Source organism: Amorphoplanes friuliensis DSM 7358, from assembly GCF_000494755.1.
Classification (GTDB): domain Bacteria; phylum Actinomycetota; class Actinomycetes; order Mycobacteriales; family Micromonosporaceae; genus Actinoplanes; species Actinoplanes friuliensis.
Genome location: NC_022657.1, coordinates 6,070,003 through 6,094,515 on the forward strand (window position 1 = coordinate 6,070,003; position 24,513 = coordinate 6,094,515).

Sequence of the window (24,513 nt, forward strand, 5' to 3'; positions counted from 1 at the left end):
GCGGCACCCGGGGCATCGGGATGATGATCGCGCGTGGCCTTCTCCAGGCCGGCGCCCGCGTGGTGATCAGCTCACGCGACGCCGGAGCGTGCGCTCAGGCGCAGGAACAGCTGTCCGGCTTCGGTGAGGTGCGGGCCATCCCGGCCGACCTGTCCCGCCACGATGAGTGCCGACGGCTGGCCGGCCTCGTCACCGCCGGCTCGGAGCGTCTCGACATCCTGGTCAACAACGCGGGCGCCATGTGGGACGAGCCGCTCGAGACGTTTCCGGACGCGGGTTGGGACACGGTCGTCGATCTGAACCTGAAGGCGCCGTTCTGGCTGGTCCAGGCGCTTCTGCCCGCGCTTCGCAAGGCGGGCAGCGCCGACAATCCGGCGCGGATCGTCAACATCGGCAGCATCGCCGCCATCCACGTCCCCCACCGGCCCAACTACTCGTACTCCAGCAGCAAGGCCGCGCTTCATCAGCTCACCCGGGTGCTGGCCAGGGAGTTGGGACCGCAGCACGTCACCGTGAACGCCGTGGCGCCGGGAGCGTTCCCGTCGGCGATGATGGCGGCAACCCTCGACGAGTTGGGCGAGGCGATCGCAGCGGCGGCCCCGCTACGCCGGATCGGCCGTGACGACGACATGGCGGGTGTCGCCGTCTTCCTCTCCGGCCGGGCCGGCGCCTACCTGACGGGAGCGGTGATTCCCGTCGACGGCGGCATCGCCACCACCGCGTAGCGGTCGGGGGTCACCAGGTGAATTCGGGGCTCTTGGCGGTGCCGCTGGGGATCAGGTCGCGGCCGGTGTATTCCCAGGATTCCTCGACGTAGTAGGTGTCGCCGTGCGGGATGTTGACCTCGAACGGGCCGCACACGTGTTCCATGGCCAGGTCGGTGAACATCAGGCCTTTGCACGTGTACGGGCCGGCGGCGACCGCCTGCGTGCCGGCGTCGCGGACCGACATGGTGATGTCGACCTGGATGCCCGGGGTGGCCTCCATGTTGCCGATGATGCGGACCGCGTCGCCGAAGGCGTAACACGGTTTGGCGAGGACGGGGTGGCCCAGGCTCCAGCTGTTCGTGTCCGCGCACTGGTACGGGCCGTACTCGGCCTCACCCTCCACTTTGCCGGGTGCGGGCGGGGTCACTCCCGGCTTGGGAACGAGTGGGGCCGACGGAGCGACAGCGCGGGGCGGCGCGGATCTGCCCCCGGCCCTGGTCGTTGTGGGTGTGGCCGCTCCCAGCGCACCGGCGCCCGACTGCGGCGCGGCGCCGGCGGGTGGGGCCGAGCCGGAGGTCAGGGGTGTCGGCAGCACGGCGGCACCACCGCCGGTGCCCAGTCCTTGTGCGGGCGCGGGACCGGCGTCGGTCCGCACGGAGCCCGCGTCGCGCTGCTGGAAGGCCTGGTAGCCGCCGATGCCCGCGATCAGGGCGGCGCCCGCGACGAGGGCGACGATCATGCCGTTGCGGCGGCCCCAGACCCAGCTCCGCGGGCTGTTCGGCGGGCGGCGGCGGCGCGCCGGGCCGCCCTCGGGGGCTCGGGGTGGTGTCGCGCGGACGGCCGGGGTCAGCACGGTCTCGTCGGCGTGGTCCAGCGGCGGGGGCAGGGCGGGCTCGGACGCCAGGATGCGGGCCAGGTCGCGCAGGACGGTGGCGAGGTCACCGGCCGCGGGCCGCCCGGCAGGGTCCTTGTCGAGGCAGGACTCGATCACCGACCAGATCCGGTCGGGCATGCCGGCGGGCCGGTCCGGCTCGTCGTCCAGGTGGCGGCGCAGGACGGCGAGCGGCTCTCCCGCGTACGGCGTACGCCCGGCGACGAGTTCGTAGAGGACAACGCCGAGGGCGTACACGTCGGCGGCTGCGCAGGCGTCACCGCCGGTGATGACCTCGGGGGCCATGTAGTGCGGCGTACCGATGATGGAGTGCGGGGTGGTGAGGCCGGCGGCGTCGATCACACGGGCGATGCCGAAGTCGGTGAGGCGCACGTCGGCGCGGGTGTCGCCGGCCTGGAGCAGGATGTTGTCGGGTTTGACGTCGCGGTGCACGACCCCGAGCGCGTGCGCCTCGGCCAGGGCCGCCGCGACCTGGGCCAGCAGCCGCGCGGCCTCGCCGGGGGCGAGGGTGCCGTCCGAGCGCAGCCGTTCGCGCAGGCTGCCCCCGGCAACGAAGTCCATGACCAGGCCCAGCGACTCCCCCGCGCTGAAGAGGTCCCGGACGCCGACGATGTTCTCGTGCTTGACCAGCATCAGGATCGTGCGTTCCTGAACGAAGCGGGTGACCAGCTTCGGCTGCCGCAGCAGCCCCTCGTGCAGCAGTTTCACGGCGACCTGCTCGCCCGAGGTCCGTTCGATCCCCCGCCACACGGTCCCGGTCGCCCCCTGACCCACCGGGCAGATCAGGATGTACGAATTGCCGACGCACCGGCCGCTGAGGTCGACGGTGGCGGGCTCGTCCAGCCCGGTCCCGTTCAAGGAGGAGTCTGGCTGCACGTGTCGTGGTGTCCTTTCGCGGCCGGTGACAGCTGTGGCGACGACATCCTGGTGGGCGTGATTCGTCCCCGCAACGGCCGCGTGCCGGAAGTGTCACGAAGTGTCAGGCCTTCATGATGCCCGTCACCATTCGTCCGGCGGTTCGTTCTTCCTTCACCCGTGGCCGCAGGACGGGTGGTTGAGACGGCGTTTGCTGGGCATGCGCGGCCCCATGAACAGCGAAGGTCCCCGGGTTGCCCGCCGGCGAGCGCCGAGTGTCCCGGCTCTGCGGGTGGAGGAGGAGTTTCTGCTGCTCGATCTGCAGAGCCGCCCGGAGGTCCGGCACAGCACGGTCAGGACGGTCACGCCGCCCTGCACCGGCCTGCCGGAGCTCGCGGCACGGCTCAGGGAGCTGCGCCGGGTCTCCGCGACGGCTGCCCACGGGACGCGGGTCCACGTCGCCGTGCCGGATCGCAGGACGGCGTCCCAGGTCTGTGACCACCTTCTCGCCTGGCTGCCGCTGATCCAGGCGCTGACCGCCGGCTCCCCGCTGCGTGAGGGTGCCGACACCGGGCACGACGCCACCGGGGTGTTGCCGGCCACGGCCCGGCCGTCCGCCGCCTTCCCGGCGGGTGTGGAGGTACGGGTCGGCGACGTGTGCCCGACGGTCGACGACACCGTGCTGGTGGCGGGTCTCCTCCGCGCGCTGGTCGCGACCGCCACGGAGTACGTCGCCACCGGCGTACCGGCGGTGCCGGTGGCCGACCGCGTGCTGCGCGCCGCTCAGCGCGACGCCGCCCACGAGGGTCTGGAGGGGACGCTGCTCGATCTGCGGACCCTGGCGTCGAGGCCCGCCTGGGCGCTGCTCGACGACCTGGTCACGGCGGTCGGCCCCGCCCTGACCCGGCACGGCGACCTGGGGTTCGTCCGCGACGGTCTCGCCCGGGCCCGGCTCACCGTCGACGGCTGAGTCCGCCGTGAATGAAACCGATCGATGCGGGTACGCGGCGACCCACAGTGACCGACCGTGACCGTCCGCGAGGAGAACGTGCCGTGGAAGAGTTCGTGACCGGCCCGGGTGAACGGGGACTCACCATGGACCGGGTCATGTCGCACGACGGACCCGAACGCCCTCTCCTGGAGGCGGCGTCCCGCGCCGCCCGCGGGAGAAGCTGCGACGACCTGAACCGGGTGCCGGTGCTGGGCCGGCACGGAAGCTTGCCGGACTCGTTGCGGCGGCACGCGCTGGCGCACCTCGACCGGGCCGAGGCCGTGCCGCTGGAACAGCTTCCGCACGTGGACGCGGCGTCCGTCGCGGCCTGGATCGCCGAGCACTATCCGGCCGGGTCCTATCCGGGGGTGGTGATCGGCTCCGCGCACGGCGGGGCGGTGCACCTGGCGGCAGCGCTGGGCGCGGCCTGGTTGCCGACCACCTTCACGGTCACCGTGCCGCGGGACGACAGCTCGGCCGGTGACTGGGCGGGCGCAATGGCCGCCGGGGCCACTGCCGCCGGCCTGATCCTGGCCCGGAACCCCCAGGTCAGCGTGCGGCAGGTGCACGATCCGGTACGCCGTGGCCCGCTGTGCGGCTCGACGATCACCCTCCACGTGCGGTGGCGGCAGCTGCCTCCGGCGTACCGGCATTTCCTCCGGACGCGCCTGGATCCGGGGGCGCCGGTCCTGTTGTTGCGCGACACCCGCAGCTGGCCGGTCGTCGAGCCGGGCCCGGGTCACAGCTTCCAGCTCGGCAGCCCGGCAAGTGGCCTGGCCCCGGAGCAGTACTCGATGGAGTACGCGCCGTTCCGGCGGCTGATGTACAGCATCGGCGAGCAGAGCTGGCCGGTCCCCGGGTGGAACGGCCTGCCCCGCTACGCCGAGCTGGCCGGGGAGCCCGAGCTCGACCGCGACCTGCGCCGGCTCTGCGCCGACTCCGGGCGGCCCGTGCACCGGGCGCTCTACCGGGGCCCGGACGCGCTGAGCTCGTGTGTCGCCGACCTGTACCGCCGGATGCTGGCCGCCGCCGGCCGGAACGCCGACCGGTGTGTCATCGAGTCCGGCCGGCTCGTCGACCCCTGGCGGGTGCTGAAGTCGGGCCTGGTGCCGTTCTGGTGCGAGTTCCCGTCACGGGCGGCGGTCGACGCGGCCGAGTGGTGGCTGGCCGGCAGTGCGCCGTTCGACTCCGTCACGGGTCTTCCGGAGGCGCCGGGCACCGTCTGCGACACGCACGCCGATGTCGCGCAGTGGCGGGCCGTGTCCCGTTTCGCCCGGCACCGGCCGGACCTGAGCCGTCAGGCCATGGGCCGCTATCCCCTGCTGCCCCTGGCGACCAGTCACGCGTCCACCGTGATCCGTGGTCTGGAGAAGCAGTCGCCGGACCCGGATCCGCTGACCATGCCGGACGTCGTGACCGCGCTGCGCCAGGCCGGGTCGCGGCTGGGCTTCCTGGTGGGCTGAGCGGAGGTCAGTCGCCCGGTGCCGCGGCGACGATCCGCCGGTCGCCGGGCATCTGCCGGGTGACACCGGTGCTGTCGAGCAGTTCCAGCAGCGGCACGGCGACCCGCCGGCTCGTGCCCAGCGCCTGCCGGGCCTCGCTCACGGTGAACGGGTCGGGCAGCCCGGCGAGGACCCGGGCGGCCTGACGCGGCGCCCCGGCACGCAGGATCACGGTGCCGCCCAGCTGGACCACCAGCCCGGCCCGGACGGCGGCGCCGAGCTGCCGGCCGCCCAGCCCCAGCTCGGTGAGCCGGTTCGCCTCCGGCGCCGTGAACGGCCGGTCGGCCAGCCCTTCAAAAGCACGGTCGACGGCCAGGACCAGATCCTCCGGTACGCCCATGGCGCCGGACGAGATCCGGCCGCCCCGGCTGACCAGCGGTGGACGGACGAGCGCCTCGACCAGCGCCCGGTCCGGCAGACCGAGCCGGTGCCGCAGCGCCTCGACGGGTGCGCCCGGCTCCAGCGGATTTTCGGCGGCGTACGCGGCCAGTTCCTCACTCAGCCGCTCACCCAGCGCTCGCCAGTGGCCGGGGTCGGCCAGCCAGCGGCCCGCGACGGCGGCACCCGGGTCGTCGACGCCCATCCGGAGCAGGTCGTCGCGCGGCACGAGCAGGCGCCGGCGCAACTCGTCCGCCGCGTCGGGCACGCCGTGCATCGTGGCCAGTTCGGTGGCCCGGGCCGCGGCGGCACCCCGGCGGCTGAGCCCCGGCGGTACGACGTCGAGGACCGTGACCCCACCGGCGATGTGGTGGCGGCCCGGGTCGCGGATCAGGGCGCGGTCGCCGATGCGCAGGGGCAGGACTGTGCCGAGCCGCAGACGGGCGGTGTCCGTGCCGAGCGGGCGTACCCGGGCGGGAACGGCGGCCGACCCGACGTGCAGGGTGACCGAGGCGGGGAGGTCGGCCACCGGGTCTCCGTGGACGCGCACGTCGACGAGGTCGGTGAAACGGAACCGGCCGGGGGTCAGCAGCGCGCTGCCCCGGCCGGCATCGTCCTTGCCGACCCCGCGCAGGTTGACGGCGACCCGGGCGACCGCGCGGACCTCGTCGGTGGCGGCGCCCAAGCTCTGCAGCCCTCGGACGCGCACCGGCACGGGCCGGGTGGCACCGGTCAGTTCGAGCTCGTCACCGGGTCGCAGGGTGCCGGCGCCGAGCGTGCCGGTGACCACCGTCCCGGCACCCTTGATCGTGAAGGAGCGGTCGATCCACAGCCGCACCGTGGCACCGGTGTCGGGCTCGGGCAGCCGGTCGACCAGCCGGTCCAGGGCGGCGCGCAGGTCGTCGAGCCCGGCGCCGGTGACGCCGCTGACCGCGACCGCCTCGACGTCGCCGAGCGGGGTGGCGCCGATCTCGGCCCGGGCCTGCGCGGTCGCCGGTCCCGGGTCGGCGAGGTCGCTGCGGGTGACCACCAGGAGCCCGTGCCGCACGCCGGCGGCCTCCAGCGCGGCGAGGTGCTCGGCGGACTGGGCCCGCCAGCCCTCGTCGGCCGCGACGACGATCATCGCGGCGGGCACCGGGCCGATCCCGGCGAGCATGGTCGGCACGAAGCGCTCGTGACCGGGGACGTCGACGAACGCGACGGTCGCGCCGGACGGCAGGCCGGTCCACGCGAAGCCGAGGTCGATGGTCATGCCGCGGCGGCGTTCCTCGGCCCACCGGTCCGGTTCCATGCCGGTCAGGGCCCGGACCAGGGTCGACTTGCCGTGGTCGACGTGCCCGGCGGTGGCCAGCACGTGCATGTCAGCGGTCTCCGGCCGAGCGGACGGCGGCGATCAGCGCGGCGTCATCATCCACGCTGATGCAGCGCAGGTCGAGCAGCAGCCGGCCGCGCTCGACACGGCCGACGACCGGGGTGCTGCCGCGGCGCAGCGGCTCGGCCCGGTCCGCGGGCGCCGAGATCGCCCAGGACGGAAGTTCGAGCTCCGGCGCGCCACCACCGCCGACCACCGCCACGGACGGCACGACCTCGGCGCCGAGCGCGGCGGCGACCTTCTCGGTACGCACGCGCAGCGCCGCCGGGTCGTACCGGAGGGCCTGCCAGGTGGGTGTCTCGGGACCGGTGAGCGTGGCCTGCAGCGCGGCGAGGGTCAGCTTGTCCACCCGCAGCGCACGGGCGAGCGGATGCCGCCGGAGCTGCTCGATCAGGTCCGCCGCGCCGAGCAGCAGGCCGCACTGGGGACCGCCGAGCAGCTTGTCCCCGCTGGCGATGACCAGATCGGCGCCGGCCCGCAGGGTGGTGGCCGCGTCCGGCTCGTCGGGCAGCAGCGGGTCGGGGGCGAGCAGACCCGAACCGATGTCGGCGACGACGGGGGTGCCGAGCCCGGTCAGCTCGGCGACGCCGACGGAACGGGTGAAGCCGCGGACGACGAAGTTCGACGGGTGGACCTTGAGGATGAAACCGGTGTCCGGCCCGACGGCGGCGAGGTAGTCGGCGCGGGACGTGCGGTTGGTGGTGCCGACCTCGCGGAGCCGGGCACCGGTGGACTCGAGCAGGTCGGGCAGCCGGAAACCGTCGCCGATCTCGACGAGCTCACCACGGCTGACGACGATCTCCCGTCCGGCGCTCAGCGCGGTCGCGGCGAGGACCAGGGCGGCGGCGCCGTTGTTGACCACGTGCACGGCGCCCGCAGCGGGAACGGCGGCGGCCAGAGCGGCGAGAGCGGTGCGGCCACGCCGGGCGCGCCGGCCCGTCGCGAGATCCAGCTCGACGTCGGTGTGCGCGCCGGCCGCGGCGATGGCGTCCAGGGCGGCCGGTGACAGCGCGGCCCGGCCCAGGTTGGTGTGCAGCACCACGCCGGTCGCGTTGAGGACGGCCCGCAGGCCACCCGCGGTGCCGGGAAGCGCGTCCACCACGGCGTCGACCACCCCGGCCGGGTCGAGCTCACCGGCCCGCGCACGCTGCTGGACGGCGGTGACGACGGCCTTGACCGCCGGGCGGCCGAGCCGCGTCAGAGCGCCGGCCAGCCGGGGGTCGTCCAGGACCACATCGGTACGCGGCACCAGCCTGCGCCGGTCGACCGTGGCGTCCGCCACCCGAGCCTCCTGTCCCGCCCACACCCCTCGAGGAGCTGGAAAGCGGAGGCGGACGGGAATCGAACCCGCCCGGCCCGGATACCGGGCCACACCGGTTTTGAAGACCGGGAGGGGCACCAGCCACCTGAACGCCTCCGGTGATCACACTAGGCCGGGACGCCCCGCTCTGCACGGGCGGAACGCCGCCACCCGTGCAAAAGTGGGACGGGTGACGAGCATCCAGGAGAAGCGGCTGACCGCGTACGCCCACGGTGGAGGCTGCGCCTGCAAGATCCCGCCGGGCGAGCTCGAGCAGGTCGTGTCGGGCCTGATGGGCGAGTCGGCGCCGCGGGGCCCGGGTGAGCTGCTGGTCGGGCTCGACGACGGCGACGACGCGGCGGTGGTCCGGATCGCCGCCGGTGTGGCCGTCGTGGCGACCGCCGACTTCTTCACGCCGGTCGTCGACGACGCCTTCGACTGGGGGCGGATCGCCGTCGCCAACGCCCTGTCCGACGTGTACGCCATGGGCGGCGCACCCGTCGTCGGAGTGAACCTGCTGGCCTGGCCCCGCGACCTGCTCCCGATGGAACTGGCCGCCGAGGTGCTGCGCGGCGGGCTGGCCGTGGCCCGTGAGGCCGGTTGTCACGTCGCCGGCGGGCACAGCGTCGACGACCCGGAGCCGAAGTACGGCATGGCGGTCACCGGGGTGGCCGACCCGGACCGGCTGATGCGCAACGACGCCGGGCGGCCGGGTGTGCCCCTGACGCTGACCAAGCCGCTCGGGATCGGTGTGCTCAACAGCCGGCACAAGACCACCGGCGAGGTGTTCCCGCAGGCGGTGGCGGCGATGACCGAGCTCAACCGGGCCGCCTCCGAGGCCGCCCTGGCCGCCGGTGCGGTCTGCGCGACCGACGTGACCGGCTTCGGGCTGCTGGGTCACCTGCACAAGCTGGCGCGGGCGAGCAAGGTGACCGCCGTTGTCGATGCCGCCGCGGTGCCGTTCCTGGACGGCGCCCGGGATGCCCTGCGGGACGGTTTTGTCAGCGGCGGCACCCGTCGCAACCTCGACTGGGTCCGGCCGCACCTCGACGGCGGTGCTGTCTCCGAGGACGAGTTGCTGCTGCTCGCGGACGCACAGACCTCGGGTGGTCTGCTGGTCGCCGGTGAGGTGCCGGGGCATCCGGTCGTCGGCGAGCTCGTCCCCGCCCGCCAGGACGGTGTCACGCTGGTGATCCGCTGAACTACTCGGCCGTTTTGGCGCCGCCGTCCGCGGCTGCTCGCTCGGCGAGACGTTCGCGCTGCGGGACGACGGTGTACTTCGGGTCGCGGGCCGAGGCCTGCCCTCCCTCGAAGATCCCGAACCGCGTGAGCAGCGAACCGGTGAGCAGGGAGACCCCGGCGAGCGCGGAGGCGACGCGGCTGCGCCGGCCGAGCACCGCACCGGCGGCCCCGAGCGCCGTCAGCGTCCGCGCCGCCCGCAGGTAGCGCCCGGCCTTGCCCTGCTGGTAGGGCTCGCTCAGGAGTCCCTTGGTGGTCTCGACGCGGTGGGCGCCGTAGAGCTCCAGCGCGGCGCCGAGGGCCGCCATCCTGCGGGCCGGCCCGGCCTGATCGGCCGGTGCCGCGATCAGTCCGATCCCCGCACCGCTGGCCAGGGCACTGCCGGCGAAGACAAAGGGCAGCTCCGGGTACGCCGCATGCCAGCTCGGTGTGGCCGTGTCGGCCAGCAGCACCGCCGTGTAGGTGGCCAGGGCCGGGGCGGTGAGTGCCGCGCCGTACTGCCCCACAGTGCCGAAAGGGGCCAGCGGTGGGACGACCTCGGCCGCCGCGGCGACTCCGGCGGCCGCGCTGAAGGCGCTGAACACCCAGGTGCCCATCGACATCGGCGAGGTCGGCTTGGCCACCCGCAGCATGTGCAGGAACCGCATCGGCCGCCCGAGATCGTTGATGAGGAAGTAGCCACTGGCGGCGACGGCTCCGAGCGCCGCGAACCGGCCGGCCCGGCGCAGAGCCGGCCGGCCGGTGGCGTCTCCACCCGCCGCGAGCAGCGCCGATCCGGCGGCCAGACCACCGGTGAACAGGTACGCGGGGATGTCGTGCCGCCAAACCGCCGCCTTGACGATCGGCCGCCCGTAGTAGGACCGGAAATCGGCCGGCGGCACCATCGGCCGGTCCGCCCCGCGGCGCCCGCGCCCCCTGCGGTCCCGGCGATCGCGGACCGGGCCACCCGGGGCCTCGTCGCGGGCCAGGCCGCTGCCGGGCCGGCCCGCGGGTGGCGGGCTCAGCGACTCGTCACGGGGACGCTCGGCCTCCTCGCGGGGCCTCATCCGCGCCGTCCCGCGAAGGACACCACGGCGGCAGCCGCCATGGTCAGCGCGGCCAGGCCGGCACGTTTCCACATCGCCGGGAGGTCGCGGGTGGTCACCACCGGGTCCGGGGGCAGGCCGTACACCTCGGGTTCGTCGAGGAGCAGGAAGAACGCGCCGTCACCACCGACGCCGTCCTCCGGGTCGTGACCGTAGAGGCGGGCACTGCTCTCGCCCTGCTCGTGCAGCTTCTCCACGCGGTGGGCGGCGCGGGCGCGCAGCTCGTCCAGCTCGCCGTACTGGATGGACTCGGTGGGGCACGCCTTGGCGCAGGCGGGGGTGAGACCGTCGCCGATGCGGTCGTAACACATCGTGCACTTCCAGGCCCGGCCGTCGTCCTTGCGCTGATCGATCACGCCGTACGGGCACGCCGGGATGCAGTAGCCGCAGCCGTTGCAGATGTCCTCCTGCACCACGACCGTGCCGAACTCGGTGCGGAACAGCGACCCGGTGGGGCACACGTCGAGGCAGGCGGCGTGGGTGCAGTGTTTGCAGACGTTGGACATCATCAGCCAGCGGAAGTCGCTGCGCGGCGCGTCCAGGGTGCGTCCGGGCAGGTCGGACAGGGGCATGCCGAGGAACTGCGTCCCGGTGGTGCCCGCCGCGGCCAGGGCGTCGACCGCCGGGCGGACGCCGGGTTCGGTGCCCGTGTCCTGACCGGTGGACGCCGCGACGACAGCGCTCTGCGGGCTCGCGGGCGGCCCGACCGGCAGCCCGGCGAAGACGTCGGGCGCACCGCCCGGCTGCTCGACGAACGCGACGTGCCGCCACGAGTTGGCCGTCAGTCCGCCGGTGTTGTCGTACGAGGTGCCGAGCAGGTTGAACCCGTCGTCGGGGATGGCGTTCCACTCCTTGCACGCCACCTCGCACGCCTTGCAACCGATGCAGACGCTGGTGTCGGTGAAGAAGCCCATCCGCGGCGGGGCGTCGACATATCCGGCGTCCGGGGCCGGGTCCACCGGGCCGTACAGGCTGTTCGGTCCGGCCATCTCAGGTCTCCTCAGCTCGGAGCCCGGCCCGGCTCCGGTAGTCCGCGACGTAGGCCAGCAGCTCGGGGCCCGTGGGCCGGCGGCCGGGACGGATGTCGCAGGTGCCGACCTTGCTCTCCTGGATCAGCACGTTCGGGTCCAGCGTGATGCCGATCAGGTCGTTGGCGGAGTCGCCGGTGACCAGGCCCTCGCCACCCCAGTGGTAGGGCAGCCAGATCTGGTGCACGACCCGGCCGTCGATGCGCAGCGGGGCGAGGCGGTCGGTGACCAGCACCTTGGCCTCGATCGCGGCGCGGGCGGTGACGACGTGCGCCCAGTCCAGGTGGGTCAGCCCGCGCTCGGCCGCCAGCTCCGGTGAGACCTCCACGAACATCTCCGGCTGCAGCTCCGACAGGTACGCGAGCTGCCGGCTCATGCCCCCGGCGGTGTGATGCTCGGTGAGGCGGCTGGTCGTGAACACGTACGGGAAGACACCGGTGCGCTCATCCGGCGCGCTGGGGTTGATCGGGTTGTCCGGACGGTCGTAGACCTTGCGCGTCGGGTTGGCCTGCTGGGCGTAGAGCGGGTTGCGGACCGGCGACTCGGACGGCTCGTAGTGCGTGGGCAGCGGGCCGTCGATGAGACCGCTGGGCGCGTAGAGCCAGCCCTTCCCGTCGCCCTGCATGATGAACGCGTCGTCGCCGGCGATCGCGGCGACACCGGTGGCGTCCTCCGGCGGCCGGTACGACGGTGGTTTGGTCTTCTCGAAGTCCGGCACGTCGTAGCCGGTCCACTCCCCCGCCTCGCCCGCCTCCGGGTCCCACCACACGTACTTCTTACGCTCGGACCACGGGTTGCCCTCAGGGTCGGCCGACGCGCGGTTGTAGAGGGTGCGCCGGTCCGACGGCCAGGCCCAGCCCCACTCGCGAGCCACCCAGTCCTGCTCGGATCCGGGCTTGCGCCGGGCCGCCTGGTTGACGCCGTCCTTGTAGACACCGGAGTAGATCCAGCAGCCGCAGGCGGTGGAACCGTCGGCCTTGAGCGCGGTGAAGTTCGGCACCGGCTCCCCGGTCGCCGTGTCGTAACCGTTGATCTCCTTGAGCACGTCCTCGCCGCTGGGCTCGTCACCGCGCTCGCCGGAGAGCGGATAATCCCAGGTCAGGTTGAGGATCCCCTGGTCGCGCGGCAGGGTGGACCCGGCCAGGCGCTCCCGGACCAGGCGGCCCAGGTGATAGAAGAACCAGAGCTCGGAGCGGCAGTCGCCCGGCGGCTCGACGGCCTTCTCGCGCCACTGCAGCATGCGCTGCGTCTGGGTGAAGGTGCCCTCCTTCTCGGCGTGCGAGGCAGCCGGCATGAAGAACACCTCCGTCCGGCACTGCTCGGGGACGATCTCGCCGGTGGCGACCTCCGGGCCGTCCTTCCAGAACGTGGCGCTCTCGATCATGAACAGATCGCGGACCACGAGCCAGTCGAGGTTCGCCATGCCGAGACGCTGGGCCTTGCCGTGCGCGGACCCGACGGCCGGGTTCTGCCCGAGCAGGAAGTACCCCTTGATCTTGCCGTCGATCATGTCGAGAACCTGCTGGTAGGTGCCGTGGTCGCCGGTCAGGCGGGGCAGCCAGTCGTACCCCCAGTCGTTGGCGGCGGTCGCGGCGTCACCCCAGTAGGCCTTGAGCAGACTGGTCGCGTACGACTCGGCCTCGGCCCAGAAGCCCTTCTGCTCGGGGTGCCGGATCGCGTCCACCCACTCGCGGAAGCCCGGGTGCTGGCGGTAGTGCGGCATGGGCAGATAGCCCGGCAGCAGGTTGAACAGCGTCGGGATGTCCGTGGAGCCCTGGATGCTGGCGTGCCCGCGCAGCGCCATCACGCCACCGCCCGGGCGTCCCATGTTGCCCAGCAGCAGCTGGATGATCGCGCCGGTGCGGATGTACTGCACACCGACGCTGTGCTGGGTCCAGCCGACGGAGTAGACCAGCGCCGTGGTGCGTTCGCGGCCGGAGTTGGCGGTCCAGGCCTCGCAGATCTCGAGGAACTTGTCCTGCGGGACGCCGCAGGTGCGCTCCACGAACTCCGGCGTGTACCGCGCGTAGTGCCGCTTGAGTACCTGGTAGACGCAGCGGGGGTCCTGCAGCGTCGGATCGCGGGGCACGTCGGCGGGCACCGGCGGGCCGTGCGACTCCTGCTCCAGCCCGGACGCGGTCTCCCGATCGGTGTGCGCCTCCTCCTCGTCCTGGCCCTCCTCCTGCTGTCCCGCGTACGCCCAGCTCTTCTGGTCGTACGCCTTCGTCTCCGGGTCGAATCCGGAGAACAGGCCGTCCAGGTCCTCGGTGTCCTGGAAGTCCTCACTGACCATCGTGGATGCATTGGTGTAGGCGAGCACGTACTCCCGGAAATCCTTGCCGTGGCTGAGGATGTAGTTGACGACACCACCCAGGAACGCGATGTCGGCACCCGCCCGCATCGGCACGTACGTGTCAGCGAGCGCGCTCGTCCGGGTGAACCGCGGGTCCACGTGGAAAACCTTGGCGCCGCGCTTCTTGGCGTCCACGACGTACTGGAAGCCGACCGGATGGGCTTCCGCCATGTTGGAGCCCTGGATGACGATGCAGTCTGCGTTGGCCAGATCCTGGAGGAATCCGGTGGCCCCGCCACGGCCGAAGCTGGTCCCCAGACCGGGGACGGTGGCGGAGTGTCAAATACGCGCCTGGTTCTCGATCTGCAGAGCGCCCATCGCGGTGAAGAGCTTCTTGATCAGGTAGTTCTCTTCGTTGTCGAGGGTGGCGCCACCGAGGCTGGCGAACCCGAGCGTGCGGTTGAGCGCCAGCCCGTCGGGGTCCTTGTCCTGCCAGGTCTCCTCCCGGGCGGCGAGCACCCGGTCCGCGATCATCTCCATCGCGGTGTCCAGGTCGAGCTCTTCCCACGCGGTGGCGTACGGCCGGCGGTAGAGGACCTTCTGCTGGCGGCGGTCGCTGGTCACGAGGCTCTTGCTCGCCGAGCCCTTGGGGCACAGCCGGCCCTTGGAGATCGGGCTGTCCGGGTCACCCTCGATCTGGACGATCTCGCCGTCCTTGACGAAGATCCGCTGCCCGCAGCCGACCGCGCAGTAGGGGCACACCGACCGGGCGACCGAGTCGGCCGTCTCCGTCCGGGCGGTCAGAGCCTTCGACCGGCCGGACTGCGCGGCCGCGCCCCGGCCCAGCGGGTCGGTGCCGGTCAGCTGCCGGTAGACCGGCCAGTCCTGGATCCACGTACGGACTCCCATGAGATCGAACATAGATGACAACCCGGACCGGCGCACACCAGGCCGGAGCACCAAAAAACTCTTGGCTTCCGAGGGTTACGGGCAGAAAAGGTGGGAAGGCCGCCGGACTGGCTGCTACCCGTCGCGGTAGCGGAAGCCTTCGGCCGGCGACGGGCGCAGGTCCCGGTGCCTCGTTCGGGCCGGCAGATCCGCAGACGCCATCGACCCCGCCTCACGGCGGTCCGGGACAGGAAAGCGCGATGTCCATGCCGTCGAAAACCCTCGACCCCCACACCGCTTTCGCGGCCCTCGCCCGCATCAACCTCGCGGAGACCGACCTCGACGGAGTCCTGACGCACGTCGCCGAGCTGGCGCAGCGCACCGTTCCGGGTGCGGACGACGTCTCGGTGACGATGGTGCACCGGAGCACCGCGGAGACCGCGGTGTCCACCGGTGACCGCGCCCTGGTGCTCGACGAATGGCAGTACCGCGAAGGCCTCGGGCCCTGCCTGAAGGCCGCTGCCGAGAAGTTGACCGTGTCGGTTCCGGACCTCGCCTCCGACGACCGGTGGCCGGACTGGGGCGCGCACGCCGTGTCCTCGGGTGCCCGCAGTTCCCTGTCCGTGGGCCTGCCGATCGAGGACGAGATCGACGGCGCGCTCAACATCTACAGCACCCGCAGGTACGCCTTCGGCGAGGACGCGATCCTGCTCGCGCAGACCTTCGCCGGGTACGCCACCGTCGCCCTGTCCAACGCCAAGCGGTACGGCAGCACCTCGGATCTCGTCCGGGACCTGCAGGCCTCCATGACCAGTCGTGCCGTGATCGAGCAGGCCAAGGGCATCATCATGGGCCGGCAGCGATGTTCGGCCGAGCAGGCCTTCACGATCCTGACCAGGATCGCGCAGGACCGCAATCGGGACGTGCGGGACATCGCCACGGCGGTCGTCGCCCGGGCCGAGGGCCGCGGCGGCTCATGACAAGTGCGTCCGGGGGGGTGTCGACGCGGCGTTCGGGGGTAGAGCAGTGCTCCGGTCAGAGAAGAGGAGCCGCCGCGATGTCCCGCCACCCGCTGCCACCGTCGGCTCGTCCCTCCGAACGCAGCCTGAAGGAATGCCTCATCACCCTGTCCGGGACGCCGGACGAGGACCCCGCCACCGAACGCTGCCTGATCGAGATCGCCGAGCTGACCGCGTACCTGATCGACGCGGTCACCTGCGCCTCCATCGACGGATGTCCCGAGGACAACTGCACCGCGTCGCTGTCGGTCCCGCTCTTCGCCGGGCGCGGACGGCCGCTGGCCGCACTTGATCTGCGCAGCCAGGACGCGGGCGGACTGGCACCACTGACCGCCTCGGTCCTGGCGGCCTACGAGGACGATCTCCCCGACACTGCGGCGATGATCCACGACGGCCTGTGCCCGGGCGCGGTGGAACTCGTGGAGGGGCTGGCCGGCGCCTTCGACGTCCGGGCGATCATCCAGCAGGCGATCGGGATGCTCATCGCCGACGAGGGCACGACCGCCGACCGCGCCTACGCCCTGCTGCGCTCGCGGGTCACGAAGCCCGGCAGCAGCTTGACCTCCGTCGCGGCAGGCATCGTCCACCCCGGGCGTAACCTCGCGGAATGCGACTGATCGCCGGTCTCACCCGGCCCTCCCCGACCGACGGCGCGGCGATCCGGTTCGGTACGCAGACCCTCTCCGGCGAGCAGGTGCTGGCCGCCGCGACCGCCGTCGCCGACGAGGTGGCCGGAGCGCAGGTCGTCGCGGTGCACGCGACAGCAACCGCCGAGACCGTCGTCGCGATGATCGGCGCGCTGCTCGGTGGCGCCGCGGTCGTGCCGCTGCCACCCGACTCCGGCGAGACCGAGACCGCGCACATCCTGAACGACTCCGGGGCGCAGGTGCTGCTGGCCCACGGGGAGCACCCGCCGACCAGCGTGCGGACCGTGCCGATCGACCTGCGGCGCACCTCGGCCACGACCTATCCCGCCCCGCCGCCGGAAGCAACCGCGCTGATCATGTACACGAGCGGGACCACCGGGGCTCCGAAGGGCGCCGTGCTCTCGCACCGTGCCGTCGAGGCCGGGCTGGACGCGCTCGCCGAGGCCTGGGCCTGGCACCCCGACGACCTGCTGGTGCACGGCCTGCCGCTGTTCCACGTGCACGGGCTCGTGCTGGGCGTCTTCGGCGCACTGCGGGTCGGCAACCGCCTGCACCACACCGTGCGGCCGGCACCGCAGGCGTACGCGGAAGCCGGCGGCAGCCTGTACTTCGGCGTACCGACGGTGTGGTCCCGGATGTGCGCCCGGCCGGACCTGGCCGCCCGGCTGGCGAAGGCACGGCTGCTGGTGTCCGGCAGCGCCGCGCTGCCGGTGCCGGTGTTCGAACGGATGCGGGAGCTGACCGGGCACCGGCCGGTCGAGCGGTACGGCATGACCGAAACGCTGATCACCGTGAGCAACCGCGCCGACGACCCCGACCGGCGGCCCGGACAGGTCGGCACGCCCGTCGCCGGTGTCGCGACCCGCGTGGTCGACGAGGACCGCGACGTGCCCGCGGACGGCGAGTCCATCGGTGAGCTGTGGGTCCGCGGCCCGATGCTCTTCGACGGCTACCTGCACCGGCCCGCGGCCACCGGCTGGTTCAGGACCGGCGACATCGCCTCGGTGGCGCCGGACGGGCGGCACCGGATCGTCGGGCGCCGGTCCACCGACCTGATCAAGAGCGGTGGTTACCGGATCGGCGCGGGTGAGGTCGAGGACGCGCTGCTCGCCCACCCCGGCGTCCGGGAGGCGGCGGTGATCGGCACTCCCCACGACGACCTCGGCGAGCAGGTCACGGCGTACGTCGTGGGGGACGCGGTGAGCGCCGACGAGCTGATCGGCTTTGTCGCGCGCACGCTGTCGGCGCACAAACGGCCGCGGGAGATCCGCTTCGTAGCGGAGCTCCCGCGGAACGCGATGGGCAAGGTGCAGAAGCGGCTGCTGGCCCGCTGACCTGTTACTTCTCCTCGGACTCCGGCGACGCGTCGTCCTGCTGCGGCTGCGGCTGCGGCTGCGGCTCGGTCACGGCCTCCTGGCGCAGGGCCGGCGTGGGCTCGTCGGCGGTCACCGTGCCGTGCCGGCCGGGGCGGGAGTCCTCGGGGTTCTCCAGCTCGCCGGTGACCTGGGGCTGATCGACCCAGAGCGCCCGCAGCTGGCCCTGCATGAACGAGGTGAGCCGGCCGCGGTACTCCCGGTCGAACTGCTCGAGGGCCTCGATCTGCTCCTGCAGTGCCTCACGCTTGGTGCCGAGGCTGCCCACGACGTCGTCGAACCGCTGCTGCGCCTGCCCGCGCAGGTGCTCGGCGTTGGAATGCGCCTCGGCGGCGATCGAGTCGGCGCGCGCCTGGGCGTCCGCGACGATCTTGTCGGCGTTGCGCTGGGCGGCCTCGGCGGCGGCACGGGCGTCCCGGGCGTTCTGCTCGGAGACCGCGCGGGCGTCGAAGAGCACCTTGTCGGCCTCGCGGCGCACGTTGTGGGCGTGGATCTGCGCGTCCCGGGCGATCTGCTCGGCGGCGGCCAGCGCATCCGTCCGGATCTTGTCGGCCTGCTGGTGCGCGGTGGCGACGTGCTCCTCGGCGGTGCGCTGGGCCATCGTCAGCACCTGGAGCGCCTGGTTGGGCAGTCCGGCGGGCAGGCCCGGAACGGGTGTGGTGGAGACGAGGGCGTGCTCCGAGGTGGCCCCGTCGGGCGACGTTCCCAGCATCACTTTCACACGGTCCTTCATCCGGTTGTCAGTCACAGGAGACCTCCGTTGGCGGGTTTCACCGCGGCGGCCCTGGCCACGATCCGCGGCATGTTACCAACGGGACGAGCCGATAAGCGAGGGCCGTTCGGGGACTTCCGAGGCTGATTCGCGGCCTCGTCCGGCCGGGCGGATCCGCGCCGAACCGCAGGTCAGAGCCCCTGCGGACGCCCGGATCCGCCCGACCCTCAGAGCTCCGGGGCGACGAGGTGGTCGTCGGCGGTGTCGCGGATCGTGATCGCCTCGACCGGGCACGACTCCGCGGCGTCGACCGCGGCGTCGTCCGGCGGCACCTGCGTCACGACCGGCGCCGCCACCCCGTCGACCAGTGTGAACAGCGCCGGTGCGATCCCGGCGCACATGCCCGAGCCGATGCAGGTGTCCGCGTCGACGGCCAGGCGCCAGGTCGTCACCACGTCACCGGCAGGGCCCGCAGGCCCCGGACCAGCAGCCCGGACTTCCACACCAGTTCCTTCTCCGCGACCGCCAGGTCCAGACCGGGCAGCCGGGTCAGCAGCGTCTCCATCGCCACCTGCAGCTCCATCCGGGCGAGCTGCGCACCCACGCAGTGGTGGACGCCGTGACCGAAACCGAGGTGCGGATTGGCGCCCCGGGCAAGGTCCAGCTCGTCCGGGTCGGCGAAGACCTCACTGTCACGGTTGGCCGACGACAGGGCGCTGATCACCGGGTCACCGGCACGGATCAGCACGCCGCCGAGCTCCACGTCCTCCGTGGCGTACCGCGCGAACGCCGAAGCCGCACCCAGGGGCACGTAACGGAGCAACTCCTCCACGGCGCCGGGTACCAGCTCGGGGCGGGAACGCAGCAGCGCGAGCTGCTCGGGGTGGGTGAGCAGCACGTAGACGAAGTTGGAGATCTGGGTGACGGTGGTTTCGTGACCGGCGGCGAGCAGACCGGCCGCGAGCTCGACCATCTCCTGCTCGGTCAGCCGGTCGTTGTCGGCGTCGCGGGCCTGCACCAGCGCGCCGATCAGGTCGTCGGACGGCTCGTCACGCCGCTGCGCGATCAGCCCCGCCATGTACGCGTGCAGGTTCCCCAGGTACTCCATGATCTGCTCGGGCGGCAGCGACGTGGTCGACACGATCGCCTCGGACCAGGTGCGGAACAACCCCTGATCGGTGGGCGGTACGCCCAGCAGCCGGCAGATCACGCGTACCGGGAGCGGGGTGGAGAAGGTCTCCACGAGATCGGCCGGCGGGCCGGACGCGATCATGGTGTCGACGAGCTCGTTCGCGATGCCGGCCGTGGCCGGGCGCAGCAGCTCGACCCGGCGGGCCGTGAAAGCCTTGGCGACCAGGCGCCGCAGCCGGCTGTGGTCGGGCGGGTCCATCGCGAGGATGCCGGTGCCGACCTGCCGCGGGGTGGTGCGCGGTTCGTCGCGGCCGACACTCGCGGCGCGGCTGAAACGCGGGTCGCCGAGGACCGTGCGCACGTCCTGGTAGCGGGTGGCGAGCCAGGCGTCCTCGCCGAAAGGCAGCCGGATGCGGGTCAGCGGTTCCTGCTTGCGCAGCCGCGCGTAGAGCGGATCGAGGTTGAGCCGGTCGGGGTCGCTGAACGGGTACGACCGCGCCGCGCCGGTCTGTCTGGTGTCTGTCATCGCCGCACTCCTGCCGGACTCTGAGCAACACAACAGACACGGATAGTAGTGCTCGCGACGGGCACAGCAACACCCATTCATCCATAACCATCGAAGAATCATGGCGGCCGCGATCCACCACCCTTGGGCGATTCGCGGGTTTACCCCGCTTTTGCCGGAACAATGCCGCTTAGCATGATCCAGTCTGCTTCGAAGCGTGAGGAAACCATGAAGAGTCGTCGCTCGTTGACTGTCGCCATGACAGTCGCAACCGTGTTGGTGAGTACGGCGGCGACGGCTGACGCCGCCTGGGACCACCCGGTGGCCACCTGGAACATGAACGAGTGGTCCGGCGCCCGGACCATGATGGACAGCAGCGGCAACGGGCACGACGGCCGCATCGGCAGCGAGGTCCGCACCGGCACGTACGTCAACGGCGCCACCGGCTACCGCTTCGACCGCCTCGAACCCGACACCCCGCCGACCCACCCCGGCCACCTGGTCACCGTGAGCGACTCCTCCGACCTCGACCCGGGTACGCGCGACTACACCGTGACGATCCGCCTCCGCACCACACACAAGTTCGGCAACATCATCCAAAAAGGCCAGGCAACGGTCAGCGGCGGCAACTTCAAACTCCAGATCCCCAACGGCATCGTCGAATGCCTCTACCGCGGCTCGTCGAAGTCCCTCCTGGTACGCACCCCCCGCCGCCTCAACGACGGCAACTGGCACACGGTGAGCTGCACGCGTACAGGCTCAGGCGTCTCCCTGACGGTGGACGGCTCAACGGTGGCGCGGCGGTCGGGCTGGACGGGCCGCATCTCCAACTCGTGGCCGGTCACCATCGGCGGCAAGACGAGCTGCGACCAGGTCGACGTCGGCTGCGACTACTACGCCGGCGACCTCGACTACGTCGAGATCGAAGCCGACTGACCCACCCCGCACGCCGCACGAACGAGGCCCGGCATCGACCGGAAAGCACGGCCGGTCGATGTGGGAGCCTGTCGCCATGTCGCTCCCGGACTATCAGAAGTTGATGTTGCCTGTCCTGACCGTGGTCGGTGCGGCGGGTGAGGCCGACGTTGCCGGCATCCGGGAGAAGGTGGCCGGCGAGCTGGGCATCAGCGAGGCCGATCGGGCGCTCACCCATCCTCGCGGGACCCGGATCTTCGACAACCGGGTGCACTGGGCGGTCACCTACCTGAGCCAGGCGAAACTTCTGACGCGGGTCGGCCGGGGCGTCGTGGCCATCACCGATCGGGGGAAAGTTCTTCTCGACGAGCGGCCGGCGACCATTGACCGGAAGCTGCTGACGCGGTTCGAGGAGTTCCGCGGCTTCATGGACCGGGCCCGGCGCAAGGGCGCTGACCCGGAGCCCACCACTGCCACCAGCGAGACGCCCAAGGACCGCGTCGAGAGCGCGATCGAGGAGGTCAACGCGGCGCTGGCCGACGATCTGCTTACGCGGATCCGCCAGCGGGAGCCGCTCTTCTTCGAGCGCCTGGTTCTCGTGCTGCTCAAGGAGATGGGTTACGGCGCTCCCGAACATCTCGGTCGTTCCGGTGACGAAGGTGTCGACGGTGTGATCCGTCAAGACGCCCTGGGGCTCGACCTGATCTACGTTCAGGCGAAGCGGTACGCCGAGAATCGCACGGTCGGACGCCCGGACATTCAGGCGTTCGTCGGTGCTCTGCAGGGACAGCAGGCGGACCGCGGTGTTTTCATCACCACGAGTCGCTTCAGCAACGAGGCGCGCCAGTTCGCCCGCCACGTTGCCGCTCGTGTCGTTCTGATCGACGGGCTGCAGCTCGGCGATCTGCTGGTCACTCACAACGTCGGGGTCCAGACCGAGGCCTCGTTCCAGCTCAAGCGGCTCGACGAGGACTTCTTCGAGAGCCTCTAGCGCGGGTCCGGGGGTTGCCAGTCGGCGTAGTGGGACATGGTGCGCAGGGCGGTGCGGGGTGGGGTCCAGCGCATCACCGCGTTGCGGGTGGCGACGGCCAGGGGGTTGGTGAGTTGCTGGCCGAAGCGGGACATGCGCAGCGCCGCGCGGGCGATGTTCTGGGAGCGGGGGCGGCGGGTGCGGTCGTAGGCGTCCAGCGCCTCCGAAAGGTCGGCCAACGGATCGCACATCGCGGCCAGCACCACAGCGTCCTCGATCGCCTGGTTGGCGCCCTGGCCGAGGTTGGGTGTCATCGCGTGTGCGGCGTCGCCGAGGACCACGACCGAGCCTTTCCGGTACGACGGCAGCGGCGTACCGAGGTGACGCAGGTCGACGCGGATGATCGATGCGGGGTCGGTGGCGTCGAGCAGTGCCGGGATCGGGTCGTGCCAGGCGCCGAAGCGGCGGTGCAGGTCGCCGTCGGCTGAGGGTGCGTTGGCCGAGGCCCACCAGTAGACGCGGCCGTCGCCGAGCGGGACCATGCCGAATTCTTCGCCGCGCCCCCAGGTGACGGTCGTGACCGCGGTGTGGGGCCAGGGGCCGGTGGTCACGCCCAGCCAGGCCATGGATCCGCTGGGGACGGGGTCCGGGTGCCCGGGCCAGAGCCGTGAGCGCGTCCGGCTGCCGATGCCGTCCGCGGCGACCACCAGGTCCGGGTGCCGGACGTCGTGCCCGCGGACGACCACCGTGGGCGGCGGGCCGGGGTCGACGTCGGTCACCTGAGCGTCGTGGATCACCGTTTCCGGTGGCAGCGCGTTCAGGAGGATCCGGTGCAGTGTCGCGCGGTGGATGCCGACGGCTGTGGTGCCCAGCTGGCTGCTCATGGACTCGCCCTCGATGCGGGACAGCCAGCGGCCGTCGCTGGTGCGGGCACCGCCCGGCGTACCGGCCCGGCCCTCCCCGCGGACGGCCGCGCCGACGCCGAGGGCGTCGAGTCCGCGCAGCCCGTTGGCCATCAGGGTGACGCCGGACCCCTCGGCGCCCGGTGCGGCGCGGCGTTCGAGGACGGTCACCTCCCAGCCTCGCCGGCGCAGGCCGATGGCTGCGCACAACCCGCCGATGCCCGCACCGATCACCACTGCCCGCATCATGCCTCCCGGTTTCTACAGCTGTAGAAGGTCATACTACAGCCGTAGAAGGGATCAGAGTTGACGCGTTTCATCGTCATCACGGACGCCGCCGTCGCGGTTGTCGCCGAGCTGGGCATGCGGGGGCTCACCCACCGCGCGGTGGACTCCCGCGCGGGCCTGCCGCCCGGCACCACCTCGGCCTACTTCCGCACGCGGAAGGCGCTCATCGAGGCGCTCGTCCAACGGCTGGCCGATCTCGACCGCGCGGACCTGGAACGAGCCGAGCTGGAGGGCCAGCGCCTGCCCGCCGACCCGGACGCCCTGGCCGCGTCGATCGCCGCCGTCATCGACAGCTGGCTGACCACGGGCCGCGACCGCACCCTGGCGCGGTACGCCTGCCTGCTCGAAGCGACCCACCACCCCGAGCTGCGGACCATCCTCGGCCACGGTGAGTCGTCACGGGTCCAGGCCCGCGCGCTGCTCGCCGCCGCCGGGGCGGCCCACCCCGATCAGGCCGGCGATCACTTCGTCGCCTGTGTCGACGGGCTCCTCTTCGACCGCCTCATCGGCGCCGGCGCGCTGACCGCACCCACTCCCGGAACCCCGCAGAGCCGCGCCGACCTGGCCACCGCCGTCCGGGCCGTGCTGCGCGGCCTCAGCGAACAGCCAGGCCCTCCAGCGCCGCCAGGGGATCCGCAGCCGCGGGGATGAGTACGGAGGTGGTGACGCCGGCGGCGGCCAGCTCGTCGAGGCGGGTGCGGGCCTGACCCGGGGTGCCGACGATCGACAACTGGCGTACCCAGCCGGCGGGGAGGCGGTCGGTGAACTCCTCGCGGGAGGCGCAGCGGGCCCGCAGCGCGGCGAACTCGGCCGCGAACGGCAGCGGCGCGAGGTGCGGCGCCCAGTCCGGCTCGCCGATCCAGGCCAGGGCCGGCCGGACCGTCGCCAGCGCGCGGTTCTCGTCCTCGTCCACGGCGCACGCGTTGTAGGCCACGATCCGGTGGGGCCGCTCGGCGGCGATCCGGTCGAGCGCCCAGCGCACGTATTCGGGTGTCACCGGCTCGGCGAGCACGGTGCCGTCCGCGACGGCACCGGAGACTTTCAAGGACTTCGGACCGCGTACGCCGGTGAGCACGTCCGGCACGACAGCAGGGCCCGCCTCACCGCGGAGGTGGTCGCGGAGGGTGCGGACGTAGTCCTCGAGCGCCCGGAGCGGACTGGCGGGCCAGGCCCCGACGCTGCGCATCCAGTCCGGCATGCCGTGGCCGACGCCGATCGTCACGCGGCCGGGGAAGAGCTCGGCGAGGCTGGTGCACTCCATCGCCGCGAAGGCGACGTTGCGGGCGCCGACGGGGAGGACGCCGATGCCGACGTGGATGCTCGTCGTGGCGGCCAGCACAGCCGCCGCCTGGGCGATGCCGCCGCGGAAGCCGAGGTCCTCGACCACCCAGAGCTCGGCGAAGCCGGCTTCCTCGGCTCTGCGGGCGTACGGGAGGACCTGCTCGGGAGGAAGATCACGCGGGAGCATCACGCCGAGGTTCATGGGCACAATCTGCCAGAAGAAGCGCGGGGTTTTGTCTC

Annotated in this window: 19 protein-coding genes, 1 tRNA gene and 2 pseudogenes; 10 read left to right on the plus strand and 12 right to left on the minus strand. The window is 72.4% G+C overall.

The features are described 5' to 3' along the window. The first annotated feature begins 20 nt into the window (after nucleotides 1-20). Complete coding sequence (locus AFR_RS28040) at nucleotides 21-725, plus strand: SDR family oxidoreductase (protein WP_238547398.1); 705 nt, start codon at nucleotides 21-23, stop codon at nucleotides 723-725. A gap of 10 nt (nucleotides 726-735) precedes the next feature. Here AFR_RS28040 and AFR_RS47495 read toward each other — a convergent pair whose 3' ends face one another. After that, nucleotides 736-2,457 (minus strand): serine/threonine protein kinase, encoded by a 1,722-nt coding sequence (locus AFR_RS47495; protein ID WP_052359487.1) that lies wholly within the window; start codon nucleotides 2,455-2,457, stop codon nucleotides 736-738. Nucleotides 2,458-2,686: 229 nt separating this feature from the next. On the opposite strand from AFR_RS47495, the pseudogene AFR_RS28055 reads away from it, so the two are divergent. Beyond that, nucleotides 2,687-3,406: pseudogene (locus tag AFR_RS28055) on the plus strand (carboxylate-amine ligase); the annotation flags it as partial. Between the two features lie 101 nt (nucleotides 3,407-3,507). Beyond that, nucleotides 3,508-4,908, plus strand: a complete 1,401-nt coding sequence (locus AFR_RS28060; protein WP_023560186.1) for a hypothetical protein — start codon at nucleotides 3,508-3,510, stop codon at nucleotides 4,906-4,908. 7 nt (nucleotides 4,909-4,915) lie between these two features. Here the strand turns inward: AFR_RS28060 and selB are convergent, their stop codons facing one another. The 3 genes from selB to AFR_RS28075 all read right to left on the minus strand — a co-directional run bounded on the left by selB (nucleotide 4,916) and on the right by AFR_RS28075 (nucleotide 8,115). After that, complete coding sequence (selB, locus tag AFR_RS28065; protein ID WP_023560187.1) at nucleotides 4,916-6,685, minus strand: selenocysteine-specific translation elongation factor; 1,770 nt, start codon at nucleotides 6,683-6,685, stop codon at nucleotides 4,916-4,918. A gap of 1 nt (nucleotide 6,686) precedes the next feature. Further along, nucleotides 6,687-7,979 (minus strand): L-seryl-tRNA(Sec) selenium transferase, encoded by a 1,293-nt coding sequence (gene selA / locus AFR_RS28070; RefSeq protein WP_023560188.1) that lies wholly within the window; start codon nucleotides 7,977-7,979, stop codon nucleotides 6,687-6,689. Nucleotides 7,980-8,021: 42 nt separating this feature from the next. Beyond that, nucleotides 8,022-8,115: transfer RNA gene (locus AFR_RS28075), tRNA-Sec, on the minus strand. 72 nt (nucleotides 8,116-8,187) lie between these two features. On the opposite strand from AFR_RS28075, the gene selD reads away from it, so the two are divergent. Continuing rightward, entirely contained in the window at nucleotides 8,188-9,198 is a 1,011-nt protein-coding gene (gene selD / locus AFR_RS28080) for a selenide, water dikinase SelD (RefSeq protein WP_023560189.1), read from the plus strand. A 1-nt stretch (nucleotide 9,199) separates the two neighbouring features. Here selD and nrfD read toward each other — a convergent pair whose 3' ends face one another. The 3 genes and pseudogenes from nrfD to fdh form a co-directional block, all read right to left on the minus strand. After that, a complete protein-coding gene (nrfD, locus tag AFR_RS28085) occupies nucleotides 9,200-10,282 on the minus strand; it encodes an NrfD/PsrC family molybdoenzyme membrane anchor subunit (protein ID WP_084298160.1) in 1,083 nt (360 codons plus the stop codon). Then, a complete protein-coding gene (locus AFR_RS28090) occupies nucleotides 10,279-11,310 on the minus strand; it encodes a 4Fe-4S dicluster domain-containing protein (protein WP_023560191.1) in 1,032 nt (343 codons plus the stop codon). Before AFR_RS28090 ends, nrfD begins: the two co-directional genes overlap by 4 nt. A 19-nt stretch (nucleotides 11,311-11,329) precedes the next feature. Further along, nucleotides 11,330-14,551, minus strand: a pseudogene (gene fdh, locus AFR_RS28095) (formate dehydrogenase); the annotation flags it as partial. A gap of 239 nt (nucleotides 14,552-14,790) precedes the next feature. Between fdh and AFR_RS28105 the strand changes: the two are divergent. The 3 genes from AFR_RS28105 to AFR_RS28115 all read left to right on the plus strand — a co-directional run bounded on the left by AFR_RS28105 (nucleotide 14,791) and on the right by AFR_RS28115 (nucleotide 17,530). Next, nucleotides 14,791-15,510 carry a GAF and ANTAR domain-containing protein gene (locus AFR_RS28105; RefSeq protein WP_023560194.1) on the plus strand — a complete coding sequence of 240 codons (720 nt, stop codon included), beginning with the start codon at nucleotides 14,791-14,793 and terminating at the stop codon, nucleotides 15,508-15,510. A gap of 77 nt (nucleotides 15,511-15,587) precedes the next feature. Next, nucleotides 15,588-16,166 (plus strand): ANTAR domain-containing protein, encoded by a 579-nt coding sequence (locus AFR_RS28110; protein ID WP_023560195.1) that lies wholly within the window; start codon nucleotides 15,588-15,590, stop codon nucleotides 16,164-16,166. After that, nucleotides 16,157-17,530, plus strand: coding sequence for an acyl-CoA synthetase (locus AFR_RS28115; RefSeq protein ID WP_023560196.1), 1,374 nt, complete (start codon nucleotides 16,157-16,159; stop codon nucleotides 17,528-17,530). Before AFR_RS28110 ends, AFR_RS28115 begins: the two co-directional genes overlap by 10 nt. Before the next feature lie 4 nt (nucleotides 17,531-17,534). On the opposite strand, the gene AFR_RS28120 is transcribed toward AFR_RS28115, so the two are convergent. The 3 genes from AFR_RS28120 to AFR_RS28130 form a co-directional block, all read right to left on the minus strand. Continuing rightward, nucleotides 17,535-18,317, minus strand: coding sequence for a hypothetical protein (locus tag AFR_RS28120; protein ID WP_023560197.1), 783 nt, complete (start codon nucleotides 18,315-18,317; stop codon nucleotides 17,535-17,537). A 191-nt stretch (nucleotides 18,318-18,508) separates the two neighbouring features. Further along, entirely contained in the window at nucleotides 18,509-18,733 is a 225-nt protein-coding gene (locus AFR_RS28125; protein WP_023560198.1) for a ferredoxin, read from the minus strand. Continuing rightward, entirely contained in the window at nucleotides 18,730-19,938 is a 1,209-nt protein-coding gene (locus AFR_RS28130; RefSeq protein ID WP_023560199.1) for a cytochrome P450, read from the minus strand. The genes AFR_RS28125 and AFR_RS28130 overlap by 4 nt, the downstream gene beginning before the upstream one ends. A gap of 237 nt (nucleotides 19,939-20,175) precedes the next feature. On the opposite strand from AFR_RS28130, the gene AFR_RS28135 reads away from it, so the two are divergent. Both AFR_RS28135 and AFR_RS28140 read left to right on the plus strand, forming a co-directional pair. Further along, nucleotides 20,176-20,853, plus strand: a complete 678-nt coding sequence (locus AFR_RS28135; protein WP_169739460.1) for a laminin G domain-containing protein — start codon at nucleotides 20,176-20,178, stop codon at nucleotides 20,851-20,853. 76 nt (nucleotides 20,854-20,929) lie between these two features. Further along, entirely contained in the window at nucleotides 20,930-21,823 is an 894-nt protein-coding gene (locus AFR_RS28140; RefSeq protein ID WP_023560201.1) for a restriction endonuclease, read from the plus strand. Here AFR_RS28140 and AFR_RS28145 read toward each other — a convergent pair. Further along, nucleotides 21,820-22,950 (minus strand): FAD-dependent oxidoreductase, encoded by a 1,131-nt coding sequence (locus tag AFR_RS28145; protein ID WP_041842817.1) that lies wholly within the window; start codon nucleotides 22,948-22,950, stop codon nucleotides 21,820-21,822. The two genes, AFR_RS28140 and AFR_RS28145, sit on opposite strands and share 4 nt — an antisense overlap. 60 nt (nucleotides 22,951-23,010) lie before the next feature. On the opposite strand from AFR_RS28145, the gene AFR_RS28150 reads away from it, so the two are divergent. Beyond that, on the plus strand, nucleotides 23,011-23,643 hold the full coding sequence (locus AFR_RS28150; protein ID WP_023560203.1) for a TetR/AcrR family transcriptional regulator: 633 nt from the start codon (nucleotides 23,011-23,013) through the stop codon (nucleotides 23,641-23,643). On the opposite strand, the gene AFR_RS28155 is transcribed toward AFR_RS28150, so the two are convergent. Further along, entirely contained in the window at nucleotides 23,588-24,475 is an 888-nt protein-coding gene (locus tag AFR_RS28155) for an LLM class flavin-dependent oxidoreductase (RefSeq protein ID WP_023560204.1), read from the minus strand. The genes AFR_RS28150 and AFR_RS28155 overlap by 56 nt on opposite strands. Between the last annotated feature and the right edge of the window lie 38 nt (nucleotides 24,476-24,513).